The sequence below is a fragment of the Maribellus sediminis genome (genome assembly GCF_011799805.1).
Lineage (GTDB): Bacteria > Bacteroidota > Bacteroidia > Bacteroidales > Prolixibacteraceae > Draconibacterium > Draconibacterium sediminis_A.
In genome coordinates, this window is the sequence record NZ_WXUB01000002.1 from 566211 (window position 1) to 579145 (window position 12935).

Below are 12935 nucleotides of genomic sequence, written 5' to 3' on the forward strand. Positions count from 1 at the left end.
GTATTGAGTAGTGAGCAGGTACTACCTGAACTCACTACTTTTTACTTTTGATTTTCTACTTTAAACTTTAAACACTGAACTCTAAACCTTGCTCAGCGCTTGCTCAAAATCGGCAATAATATCGTCAATATGCTCTAATCCAACACTTACCCTCAGCTGAGTTGGGAAAACTCCAGCTGCAATTTGCGCTTCTTCAGGCAACTGCTGGTGTGTTGTTGCAGCAGGCTGAATAATCAACGTTTTTGCATCACCCACATTGGCCAGATGGCTTACCAGCTCCAGATTATTCACCACCTGGTTGGCTGTTTGCTTATCGCCTTTAACATTAAACGACAGCACGCCGCCGGCACCCTTAGGCAGGTATTTTTTAGCATTTTCATACGAATGATTTCCTTCCAGTCCCGGATAATTCACGCTTTCCACTTTTGGATGCTGCTGTAGCCACTTGGCCAGTGCCAGCGTGTTTTCCACATGCCGATCCATACGTAATGAAAGCGTTTCGAGTCCCTGAATCAACAGAAATGAATTAAACGGACTTAAAGCTGCTCCCCAGTCACGCAGACCTTCAACACGTGCTTTAATAATAAAAGCAATGTTCCCAAATGGCCCGTCAAAATTAAAAACATCCCAGTATTTCAATCCATGATATCCTTCTGAAGGCTCGGTAAAACCGGGAAACTTGCCGTTGCCCCAGTTGTACGTTCCCGCATCAATAATTACACCACCAATGCTGGTTCCATGTCCACCAATCCATTTTGTAGCCGATTCTACTACAATATCAGCTCCGTGTTCGATTGGCCGAAACAGATAACCGGCCCCGGCAAAAGTGTTGTCAACAATCAGCGGAATGTCGTATTTCTTTGCAACCGCTGCAATCGCATCGAAATCAGGAATTACATACCCCGGGTTTCCGATGGTTTCCAGATAAATAGCCTTTGTTTTATCATCGATCAACGATTCAAAAGATTCAGGCTCAAGATCCTTTGCAAAACGCACCTGAACTCCCAGTCGTTTAAACGATACTTTAAACTGGTTGTACGAGCCTCCGTACAAATATGGCGATGCCACAAAATTGTCACCGATATCCAGAATGTTATTTAACGCGATAAATTGCGCAGCATGACCTGAACTAACAGACAGGGCTGCTACCCCGCCTTCGAGCGCCGCAATGCGTTGTTCAAACACATCGTTGGTCGGATTCATAATACGGCTGTATATATTGCCAAATTCTTTTAGAGCAAACAAATTGGCTGCATGTTCGGCATCGTTAAATACATACGAACTGGTTTGATAAATTGGCACTGCCCTCGAATTTGTTGTTTTATCGGGTTCATGCCCGGCATGTAATTGAAGGGTTTCGAAGTTTAATTTCTTGTTAGTCATTGTTATATAAATTTTGGGTAAAAAACTGTTATTCAAAAAATGCTTTGTAAATCTCACGAACGCTTTTTTCTTTGTCAGATTTATTGATCACGAGGTAACTCACCAAATCGGAAGCCCCTGAACCACTTAACACTACATTGATTTGATTGTTTGCTACAGCGGTAAAAATTTTAGCAGAAACACCATAGGCATGTTGCATTCCATGGCCTACAACACCAATCATTGAAATATCTTTTACTACCGAAATGTCAGTTACAGAAGAAAATACCAGGTCGTGAATAAGTGCCTGCGCTTTATCTCCATTGTCTTTACTAAGAATAAAGTTGATCGACGTCTGCGAGGTAATCACCGACTTAATGTTCAGGCCGGCTTCATTCAGCTGATTGGTGACCCTGGCCAGGATTCCCGGCTTCAAGCCAACACCCGGACCATCCAGTTTCAACAGCGAAATATCATCGGTACAGGCCACACTTTTTACGATCTGCTCCTCAACAAAAGTCTCGGTATTGATAATGGTCTCCACTTCGCCTGAAGCTGAATCAGAATTCAACACCACGATCGGAATGTGTTCGTTTTCCAAAGGTTCTACCGTACGAGGGTGAAACGAATAATGATCGAAATAAGCCAACTCACTTGCTTCTTCGTAGGTTAGTCGTTTGATTAAAGGCAGATTGTCAATGATGGCAGGGTCGGCACGAAGAAAATCGTGATCCAGATCCCACAATTCCAACTTCTCAACTCCAAGAACTTTGGTCAGAAATGCAGCAGTATAATCGGCAGCCGATCGCCCGGTACGTGCCACTTTCCCATTTTCAGCAATGCCATATGTGCCTGATATCAAGTAGGTTCCGGCTGCTAATCCTTCTATTTCCTCTTCATTGAGCGCGATAAAAGTGGCATTGCCAAAATCGCTGGTCGTTAACAACCCGATACTCTCAGGTTGCAATACCAGTGCTTCGGGCCAAACGGCTTTTAAAATCTCCACCGACAAACGTTCAGCATAACTTAAAACCTGGTCTTTTAACGCAGTAGAATAATCGCCAATCAAAGCAATTCCACGCAGCAAATTCGCGGCCTGATTCGCCAGTTCAACATAGCCCGAAGTAACTTCAGTTTTGATTCTGGCTTTAAAAACTGCTAACAATTGTTCGCTGATATTTCCGTTTTCCGTTCGCTTATCCAAAACGGTAAGAAGATGTTCTTCCAGAATATCCAGTAAGCCGGGAACCGGCGAAACCACTACGAAGTTACGACCGCTATTGTGACTTAAATAGCTGCTTAAATTGCTTATTGAAGTTGAGTTGCCAATGTGACTTCCCCCTACTCGAATAACTTTATCCGACATGTAAAAAATAATTTTTGTAGAAAAAATATGATTGAAACGCTCGAAATATGAATGCCTTCAAGTCAATGGAATCCACCGATTGAAGGCTAGCGCATAGACATAAACATCGACGACATAAATAAAGTTACACAGTTCATTTGAACTGAACACAAACTTGTATTTTTCGTAACTAGACTCATTACTGTCGATTTTATTTGCACCAAATATAGGCCGAATTTTTAAAACAGCAAGCTTATCTGGAATGATTTCAGATAAAATTTACATTTGAATTGCAACCATTATGTTCATCTCATTTGCTGATTTTAATATAGTTTCAGGATAATTTCAAAACATTTGTATTTTTGTTCGTATGGAAACCACTGATATTCTGATAAAGATCCGGAAGATTGTTCGCTCCATCGATATCGAATCCAAAAAGATTCAGAAAGAACATGGTGTGAGTATACCGCAGGTTTTGTGTTTGAATTTTCTGCACAATTCTCCCAATTACCAGGCTACGCAGGGCGAAATCAGAAGATTCCTGAATTTGAATCCAAGCACGGTCAGTGGAATTATCGATCGCCTGGAGAAAAAAGGTTACCTGGCCCGGCTTCCCAAACTGGGCGACAAACGCGTGGTGAATATTGCACTTACTTCTGCCGGCGATAAACTGCTCAAAACCATTCCTTCGTTACTACATGTTCAATTATCGGAAAAGCTGAAGAAACTGAACGAAGAAGAATTTATCAAAGTTGAAGAAGGACTCAATACACTGATACGGATTCTCGATATTGAAGCCATTGAAGCTTCTCCGATGATCACCATGGAGACCGGACTTGAAGATATCGAAGCATAGACTATTTCAGGCGCTTAATGGATCGCTTCCAGGATCTGGTCGTCTTCTGCAATTTTTCCTTTTCCCAAATTGATTGCTGTTTCTATTAAAGCCAGGTGTGAATAGGCCTGCGGGAAGTTCCCTAGTAAACGTTTGGTTTTAAAATCGATGTCTTCGCTAAACAATCCTACATGATTGCTGTAACTCAGCAACTGCTCGAATATTTGTTTGGCATGTTTTCGCTCACCAATCGAATCCAGTGCGTTGATCAGCCAAAATGTGCAAATGGTAAACGACGAACTAGGCAGTCCAAAGTCATCCTGATTTTTATAACGATACATCAAACCATCAACACACAATTCTTTTTCGGTGATTTTTACGGTTTGAACATAACGCGGATCTTTCGCCGAAATAAAACCATAAGGTTCCATTAGCAATGTTGCTGCATCCATATCCACAGAACCGTAGGCCTGCGTAAACGCACCGATTTCAGGATTCCAGGCTTTATCCAAAATTTCATTTTTAATGGTGTCGGCCAGTTCCTGCCATTCTTCAACGTACTTGTTCTTATGGATAAATCTGGCAATTTTAATGGCTCTGTCGATGGCTACCCAACACAATACTTTTGAAAAAGTAAAATGCTTTTCATCGGTTCTGATCTCCCAGATTCCTTTGTCGGGCAGGTGCCAGGTATTTTTCACGATCCGAACTATACTTCTCACAATGGTCCAAAGTGCCTCACTTTCTTCCAGCGAAATTTTAAACTCCGTTAACTGCTGGTAAATCACATCGACCAGGATGCCATAAATATCGTTCTGTTTCTGAAGGTAAGCCGCATTTCCGATTCTTACCGGCGACGAATTCTTATACCCGCTCAAATGATCCAGGGTCTCCTCTTCCAGCCTTTTTTCGCGATTAATGCCATACATGATCTGGATTTTTTCATCCTTATCGGGAATAATATCGATGATGAAACGCATAAAACGTTTAACCGTATTCAGGTGACCAAGGCTCGACATCACTTTAATAACCATCGAAGCATCGCGTATCCAACAAAAGCGGTAATCCCAGTTTCTTTCCTCGCCTATGGTTTCTGGCAACGAAGTTGTAGCAGCTGCCAATACAGCACCGGTTTTGTCGTAGCTTAATAATTTCAGAACAAGCGCACTTCTGACGATTTCGTTATTGTATTTCTGATAACTGGTTAGTTTGTTTGTCCAATCGAGCCAGTAAACTTTGGTTTTTTGGAGTTTCAGGTATTGTTTGTTAAGTGTTTGTTCAAGCAGTTTCTGATCGTACGAAAGCAAAACAAAGGCATCTTCCTTTAGGACAATCATCTCTTGCTTCAGAATTTTTTCGTGATCAAAATCGGTGTACAGGTACAATGAATCGTAATCACCTTCAGTGGTAAAACATTTTATGTACTCTTCTTCGGCAACCAGTTCAACATTAAAACGGGCATATTCCACCTGCGGATCATATTTCAACCTGAATTCGGGCTTACCCGATTTGTGTTTGAAATAACGAATGATCTCGGCCGGATTGTAATAACCATCGCCATTGTTTAAATAGCGGGGCATAAAATCAACTACCTCGAAACAGTCTTTTCCGCTGGCAAACCGGGTGACTACAATATTGGTGGTACGCAAATACGACTGCTCGATGGTATAACTGTCATCAACCAGCACTTCAAAACTTCCTCCCCTGTTTTCGTCTAATATTTTCCCAAATACCGATGATGAGTTAAAATCCGGCAAACAGCACCAATCTATTGAGCCTTTATCTGAAATTAGCGCTGCGCTTTTGCAATTCCCGATGATTGCATAATTCAAATTTTCCATAGACCATTTAAAAGTTCTCTTCTGTAAAGAAAACAATACGCATTAAAATGTTCATAAAATCGAAAATGTTCTTCTCTGTTGTCTATTTGGCTTTTCTGAGTTCATCCAAAAATTCGCGAACTTCCTTGTAGTTGTTCAGAAAATACTTGGCTACTGAATTCTCGGTGCCCACTTTAATGGTGTGCGAACTTTCAGGCAATTCTTTGAAAAGAAATTCATCGGTCCAGTCGTCTCCCAAAGCCATGATAAAATCAGCAGGATTATCCATAAGAAACTCGGCAGCTGCTGTTCCCTTATTAATTCCGGAAACTTTCACCTCGATAACCTTCTTTCCTTCCATAATCTCAAGATCCTGGTTAAAGATCAGGTTCGACATATCGTGCACCAGTTCCAGAGCCCGCAATGCACCCAATTCAATATCAGCTTTGCGGTAATGCCAAACCAGCGAATAGGTCTTTTCCTCAATTAAGCTACCCGGTGTTCGGTCAACATACGATTCCAATACCGGCATAATGTTCTCTTTCCACTCGCTGTTTACAGGTTTTCGTTCTTTCCAGCCTTCTCCTGTGTTTTTCAGCCAGGCACCATGTTCAGCAATCAAGGTATAATTTTTCGAGCCAAACCAGCGATCGAAGGTTTCGCGGTCGCGGCCACTGACCAGCACAAGTTTTGTGTGTTCAATCTTCGACAAACTATTTAGCAAATCGTACAATTCCTCATCAGGACCGGCCGCCTGCGGATTATCAAAGAACCGCTGTAACGTACCGTCGTAATCAAGGAAAATGATCCTGGATTTGGAATTTGTAAAATCTTTGGTGATCGAACTTTTAATCCGTGTAGAAACCTTGCGCGCATGATAATCCATTTGCCTGTCGATAGTGTGATCCAGCGCTTTTATAAATTCAGAGGCCCACTTGTAAATATCGTAACGTTTTATGCGGCGCTGCATGGTTCGCATAGCCTTTGTCCGATCTTCGTCGTTCATGGTCAAAGCTTTGTAAATGGCATCGGCTGTTTGCACAATATTGTTCGGATTCACTGAAATAGCTTCGCCAAGTTCTTTGGCTGCGCCTGCCATTTCGCTCAAAACCAAAACTCCCCGCTGTTTCACTTTCGAAGCAATGTATTCTTTGGCTACCAGGTTCATTCCATCGCGCAGTGGAGTAAGCAGAGCAACATCTGCCGAACTGTACAATTCGATCAGGTTCTCAAAAGGCATCGAACGGTAGAAATAAATTACCGGCGCCCAGTTCAACCTGCCAAATTCGCCATTAATGTTACCAACCAGTACATCAACTTCATTCTTCAGGTTCTGATATTGTTCTACATCAGTTCGTGAAGGCACGGTCAGCATGATCAACGACACCTTTTCAATATACTCGGGGTGTTCCTTCAGAAAATGGCGAAAAGCTTTCAATCGCTCAGGAATACCTTTGGTATAGTCCAAACGATCGATGGAAAGGATAAGCTGTCTGTCCGGCATCCCCATTAAAAACCGGTCGATATCCTGGTGAACCCTGGAGCGCTCCTGAATGGATTTACTCTGGATTTCGGTAGCAAGCTTTTCAAATTTCTTGTAGTCGATTCCCATCGGAAATACATCGATAAACACCTGGCGGTTTTCCAGCTTTATCTGGTTAAAATCAACATCGTATCCCAGCAAACGTTTAACAGAGCTCATGAAGTGTCGTGCATAATCATAGGTATGAAAACCAATTAGATCGGCGCCCAGCAAGCCTTCGATAATTTCTTCGCGCCATGGCAACACCCTGATGATCTCGTACGATGGAAAAGGAATATGAAGAAAAAATCCGATTTTCAGATCGGGACGTTTTTTACGTAAAATATTTGGTACCAGCAGCAACTGATAGTCATGTACCCAAACACGGTCGTTTTCCTTGGCATTTGCGATAATGGCATCTGCAAACATTTCGTTTACCTTTAAATAGGCTTCCCAGTATCTCCTTCGGTATTCAATGTATTCAGTAAAATAGTGAAAAAGCGGCCATAAAGTGGCATTGCTAAATCCATCGTAGTACATCGAAATTAACTCTTCGGTAAGAAAAACGGGCAAACATTGTTCTTCTTTTACAAGCGTTGTAACCGTTTTCTCTTCTTCTTTGCTTTCCGGAATAATTCCGGGCCAGCCAATCCAAACACTGTCGTTTCCTTTATGGTATGATTTTAATCCGGTTGCCAATCCACCCGCACTGGGTGTTACGATCATTTCATTTTCGTTTTTTTCAATTTTAACCGGCAAGCGGTTAGATGCGATTATTAGTCGTCCCATGTGGTTTATTTCTGTAGAAATTAATATTCGTACAAAGTTAAAAAATTTGTATCAACTGTTTCTAACCTGTCAATTAATTCAATGTGAACAAAGGAATTGATAAAAGAGTTCAATCAATCTCCCACACAGACTTTTCAAATTTAGTTCGCATAGAAACTTTTAAAAAATCTTGTTACTTTTGTAGCGAAAAACAGACAGCAAACCTTAAAATCTCATTTTAAATAAGTTTTATGATATATGATCAGGTACAGCAACAAATCGCAAACAAAATTGAAGATGAACCACGAATCAGCAACTGGAAGGACTGGAAGTGGCAACTGAAACATTCGGTTAAAAGTTTAGATAAGTTTGAACGACTAACCGGCATTAGTTTCGAAGAGGAAGAAAAAGCAGGGCTGAGAAAAACATTTGAAAAATTTCCATTATCAATAACTCCGTATTACCTGTCGCTAATAAACAAGGAAAATTTCAGGAACGATCCGGTTTTTAAACAAGCCTTTGGTGGCATTGGAGAGCTTGTTACATTAAAATCGGAATTGGAAGATCCATTGTCAGAAGACCGCGACAGCCCGGTAGAAGGGATCACCCACCGTTATCCCGACAGAGTTCTGTTTCATGTGAGTAACATCTGCTCGATGTACTGCAGGCACTGCACCCGAAAACGTAAGGTTGGTGACATCGATTATGTGCCTTCGAAAGCGCAACTAAAAAAAGGAATCGAATACATTGCCAACACACCGCAGGTGCGCGATGTGCTGCTTTCAGGCGGCGATCCTTTTATGCTCCCCGACAGTGTGATCGACTGGCTGCTTTCGGAGATTTCGGCCATTCCGCATGTCGAGATTATTCGTATAGGAACAAGAATGCCGGTTGTACTACCCTATCGCATTACGGACGAACTGGTTGCTATTCTGAAAAAATACCAGCCTCTCTGGATTAATACGCACTTTAATCATCCCAACGAAATGACCAGTTCGGCAAAAGAAGCTCTGGCAAAGTTGGCTGATGGTGGCTTTCCGCTTGGAAACCAGTCGGTTTTACTGGCCGATGTAAACGATTGTCCACGTATTATGAAATCCTTGCTGCATAAACTGGTGCAAAACCGTGTTCGCCCTTACTATTTATACCAGTGCGACTTGTCAGAAGGACTTTCTCATTTCCGCACGCCAATCGGAAAAGGGATAGAAATTATGGAAAGCCTTATTGGTCATACCAGTGGATTTGCACGCCCAACTTATGTTATTGACGCCCCCGGCGGTGGTGGAAAAATTCCGGTGATGCCGAATTATATTATTTCGTGGTCGACCAATAAAGTGGTATTACGCAACTACGAGGGTGTAATTACAACCTACAAGGAACCTGATAGTTACGAACCAAAAATGTGCGATCGAAATTGTGACGAGTGCAACCTGGATTTGAATCTGAAAGAAATTGACGAGTCGGAAGCAATCGGTATTGAAGGACTTTTATCGGACTCGAACGACTCTATTTCGCTGATTCCGGAAGATAATGAAAGACATTCGAGGAGGGATTAAAAGGACATTCGACAAACAAATAAACCTGCCATTCGCACACAACAGTTAACCTTCAGAAAAAAGAAAATTAGAACAAAGTGGCGCATTACTTCGTCATGTTTAAACAGAAAGATTTAAATGATAACAGATAAAATCGAGAAAATAGGACAAGGAACAATCATTCATCACGGGGATTTAAATAAGCGTGTTTACCTGATGAAACTTGATAAACGCGACATTCCGGGCATTATTGGTGAGGTTAACCGGATTGCCCGAAGCAACAGGTACACTAAAATAATTTGCAAGGTTCCGCAAAGTGCAGTTCCGCAATTTATTGCCGACGGTTTTTTAACTGAAGCCCAAATTCCGCTTTTTTATGAAGGTAGAGAAACGGCCTTTTTTATGTCGAAATTTTTAAGCTCCGACCGCTTACTTGAACTCGAAACCGAACAATTGCAGTTCTTTGGTGGCATGCTTGAAAAGCAAAATGGCAGGAAAAACGGAGAAGCTGACCCGGATAACAAGTACAATGTAAAACGATTGACTCCCGCCGACAGCGAGGATATTGTTGCCATTTACCGTGATGTATTCGAAAGTTATCCCTTCCCAATATTCGACCCAAACTACATTAAAGAGACCATGGAAAGTCATGTGGAATATTTTGGAGTTGAACACAAGGGGAAATTACTTGCCCTTGCTTCAGCCGAAATGGACAAGAAAGGACTGAATGCTGAAATGACCGACTTTGCTACCCCAAGAAAAAACAGGGGGAAAAAGCTTGCTTTGTTGCTGCTTGATGAAATGGAAAAGAAAATGAAAAAGCAGGGTTTGAAAACTTTGTACACCATGGCACGGCTCAACTCAGTAGGAATGAACAAGACATTTTTACGGAAAGGCTACGTTTATTCCGGTACGGCGTTAAAAAACACCAACATTGCCGGAAAAATCGAAAGTCTGAATATTTACTATAAACACATCTAAAATGAATCTAGGAAACAGGTGTCACTTTGCGAAAGAATGCCCCCTATTTCTGGGAGAGGAAAAGACTAAAATTGAGCTTTCCCTTTTCAGAAATGTATTTTGCAACCGGGGATACAAAGGATGGAAAAATTGCGATAGATATGTTGAAATCACAGAAAATCAAGACAATGACGGAAGAAACGAAGAAAGAATCAAACATCGGGAACGAGGTTAGTATCCAAAACATTAACAATCCTTTTGAAAAAGACATTTTACTGTTCTTGCAACAAAACGGAAAATGTGTTTACGGCGATATTTTCAAAGCACTTAAAATATCGGGCCGACGCGGACAGGAAGCTGTTTTTTCGCTGCTAAAAAAGGGATTGGTCAAACACATGGAAAAATCATCTTACATTGAATTAAATGTTGAGCTCAAAGCATGAGTTGGATAGACCTGTCTATTTTTATTGTTTACCTGGCTGCCATGCTGGGCGTTGGATTTTACTTTTTACGAAAAAACAAAAACACTGAAGACTATTATGTTGGAGGCCGAAAACTTAGCAGTATCCACATTGGATTATCTGTTGTAGCCACCGATGTTGGTGGCGGTTTTTCCATTGGTCTTGGAGGACTTGGCTTTACCATGGGTTTGTCGGGAAGCTGGTTACTTTTTACGGGTCTTTTAGGAGCCTGGCTAAGCGGAGTTCTGCTGATACCTCGTATTTCGGAGCTGGCACGGCTCAAAGGTTTTTTGTCTTTTCCGCAATACCTCGAACATGTATTTGATAAACGTGTGGCACTAATTGCCGGAATAATTTCGGCCATTGGTTATCTAGGATTTACCAGCTCACAAATACTGGCCGGGGCCAAACTGGCATCTTCTACTTTCGATGGCCTTAACCTGGAAAATGCTTTGTTGATAATGGGTGTTATTGCAGTAGGCTACACCGTATTAGGCGGATTAAAGGCCGTTATTTATACCGACACCATTCAGTGGATAATTTTAATGGCGGGGCTTGTATTTGTTGGCATTCCTATCTCCTATTTCAGCATTGGCGGAATGGAGGCCATAAAAAGCACCATTGAGCCTGAGTTTTTGTCGCTTCGGAATATATCGTGGCAGCAAATCATAAACTGGATGTTTACCATAATTCCCATCTGGTTTATCGGTATGACGCTTTATCAACGTATTTATGCCGCGAAAAATACTCGGGCTGCGCAGCAAGGCTGGTTTATTGCCGGTTTGTTTGAATATCCAATTATGGCTTTTATGGGCGTTATTCTTGGAATGTTTGCCCGGGTAGCGGTTGAAAACGGGATGTTAGCAGGTTATAGCATTACAAATCTGGATGCTGAAATGGGGCTTCCGCTGTTACTAAAAACAGTTTTGCCTGTGGGATTTCTTGGCATTGTGCTTTCTGCATATTTCTCGGCAATTATGTCTACCGCCGACAGTTGTTTGATGGCAGCTTCGGGCAATATTTTAACCGATGTTTTAAAGAAACACGATTCTCCTAACAGTTTGCGTTTTTCGCAATTCCTTACCCTAATTATAGGAGGAGTAGCTTTATTGCTTGCGCTAAAAATGTCGAGCGTTTTGGAACTGATGCTCCATTCCTACTCATTTATGGTTTCCGGAATGATCGTTCCGGTGCTTGCAGCCTTGTTCACCAAACATCCAAATTCCAGGTCGGCATTATTGGCGATGATCGCCGGCGGAACATCTACACTCATACTTATTATCGGTAACTTTAACCTGCCCCTGCAACTCGATGCCAACATCTTCGGAATATCATTTTCGGCACTGGTGTATGCCATTTCCCATATGTTCTTTACAAAAGTTTAGGTAAATTAGGTGTTTGGTTTGTTAAGGTTATAAGAAAAAGATAAAACCATTTTGAGCATGGACCGAATAAAAGAATTTCTGAACTTCGAGTTTTTCACCATTAAGGATTTTACTCTCACTGTACAATCCTTATTTGTTATTCTCATTGCATTTTTAATTACTCGGGTGTTGTTATGGATCATCAAAAAAGTCATGTTCCGTAAAAAGGACATCGATTTTGCCAAACGCGGCACCTTAGCTTCGGTTTATCAGATTATTGCTTACACTGCCTGGATCTTTACCATATTGATTGTTCTCGATTCGTTTCATATAAAAATTACGGTACTTCTTGCCGGTTCTGCAGCATTGCTGGTTGGAGTTGGATTGGGACTCCAAAATACATTCAACGATTTTGTTTCAGGCTTTATTTTGCTTTTTGAAGGATCGATAAGAGTGGGCGATATTCTTGAGGTTGACGGCGATTTGATTAAAATCAGAAAAATTGGGCTGCGAACATCCGAGGCTTTTAACCGCGACGATATTGTAGTGATTATCCCAAATTCAATAATTACTACTAATAAAGTGATTAACTGGAGTCACCAGTCGAAAAAAACACGTTTCCGGATTAAGGTAGGTGTGGCTTATGGTAGCGATGTTGATCTGGTTGAACGTTTATTAATTGAAAGTGCCCGCGAACATCCTGAAGTAGTAAACGATGAAATGATCCGTGCCCGTTTTAGTGACTTTGGAAATTCGTCGCTCGATTTTGAATTGTTGTTTTACAGTAAAAATATTTTTAGAATCGAAAATGTAAAATCCGATATCCGTAAAACAATTAACCGCAAGTTCATTGAGAATAAGGTGACCATTCCGTTCCCGCAAATGGATCTGCACCTTAAATCGGATGATACGAAATAGCAGTTTCAGAAATAATAATTGAACTATTACTGCAAAAGTTGCACT

General features: G+C 41.4%; 10 protein-coding genes. 6 read left to right on the plus strand and 4 right to left on the minus strand.

What is annotated here, in order from left to right; translation table 11 throughout:
* Positions 1-81 precede the first annotated feature (81 nt).
* Both HFD85_RS08805 and HFD85_RS08810 read right to left on the minus strand, forming a co-directional pair.
* Positions 82-1383 carry an O-acetylhomoserine aminocarboxypropyltransferase/cysteine synthase family protein gene (locus HFD85_RS08805; protein ID WP_167607878.1) on the minus strand — a complete coding sequence of 434 codons (1302 nt, stop codon included), beginning with the start codon at positions 1381-1383 and terminating at the stop codon, positions 82-84.
* 28 nt (positions 1384-1411) lie between these two features.
* Complete coding sequence (locus HFD85_RS08810) at positions 1412-2728, minus strand: aspartate kinase (protein WP_167607881.1); 1317 nt, start codon at positions 2726-2728, stop codon at positions 1412-1414.
* Between the two features lie 349 nt (positions 2729-3077).
* On the opposite strand from HFD85_RS08810, the gene HFD85_RS08815 reads away from it, so the two are divergent.
* Positions 3078-3563 carry a MarR family winged helix-turn-helix transcriptional regulator gene (locus HFD85_RS08815; RefSeq protein ID WP_167607884.1) on the plus strand — a complete coding sequence of 162 codons (486 nt, stop codon included), beginning with the start codon at positions 3078-3080 and terminating at the stop codon, positions 3561-3563.
* 14 nt (positions 3564-3577) lie between these two features.
* Here HFD85_RS08815 and HFD85_RS08820 read toward each other — a convergent pair whose 3' ends face one another.
* Entirely contained in the window at positions 3578-5383 is a 1806-nt protein-coding gene (locus tag HFD85_RS08820) for a glycoside hydrolase family 15 protein (RefSeq protein WP_167607887.1), read from the minus strand.
* Between the two features lie 82 nt (positions 5384-5465).
* Entirely contained in the window at positions 5466-7673 is a 2208-nt protein-coding gene (locus HFD85_RS08825; protein WP_167607890.1) for a bifunctional alpha,alpha-trehalose-phosphate synthase (UDP-forming)/trehalose-phosphatase, read from the minus strand.
* A 230-nt stretch (positions 7674-7903) separates the two neighbouring features.
* On the opposite strand from HFD85_RS08825, the gene kamA reads away from it, so the two are divergent.
* The 5 genes from kamA to HFD85_RS08850 all read left to right on the plus strand — a co-directional run bounded on the left by kamA (position 7904) and on the right by HFD85_RS08850 (position 12890).
* A complete protein-coding gene (gene kamA / locus HFD85_RS08830; RefSeq protein ID WP_167607893.1) occupies positions 7904-9208 on the plus strand; it encodes a lysine 2,3-aminomutase in 1305 nt (434 codons plus the stop codon).
* Positions 9209-9325: 117 nt separating this feature from the next.
* Entirely contained in the window at positions 9326-10168 is an 843-nt protein-coding gene (gene ablB / locus HFD85_RS08835) for a putative beta-lysine N-acetyltransferase (RefSeq protein WP_167607896.1), read from the plus strand.
* 167 nt (positions 10169-10335) lie between these two features.
* Positions 10336-10590, plus strand: coding sequence for a hypothetical protein (locus HFD85_RS08840; RefSeq protein WP_167607899.1), 255 nt, complete (start codon positions 10336-10338; stop codon positions 10588-10590).
* Positions 10587-11993, plus strand: a complete 1407-nt coding sequence (locus HFD85_RS08845) for a sodium:solute symporter family protein (RefSeq protein WP_167607901.1) — start codon at positions 10587-10589, stop codon at positions 11991-11993. The genes HFD85_RS08840 and HFD85_RS08845 overlap by 4 nt, the downstream gene beginning before the upstream one ends.
* A 57-nt stretch (positions 11994-12050) precedes the next feature.
* On the plus strand, positions 12051-12890 hold the full coding sequence (locus tag HFD85_RS08850; RefSeq protein WP_167607904.1) for a mechanosensitive ion channel family protein: 840 nt from the start codon (positions 12051-12053) through the stop codon (positions 12888-12890).
* Positions 12891-12935: the final 45 nt, after the last annotated feature.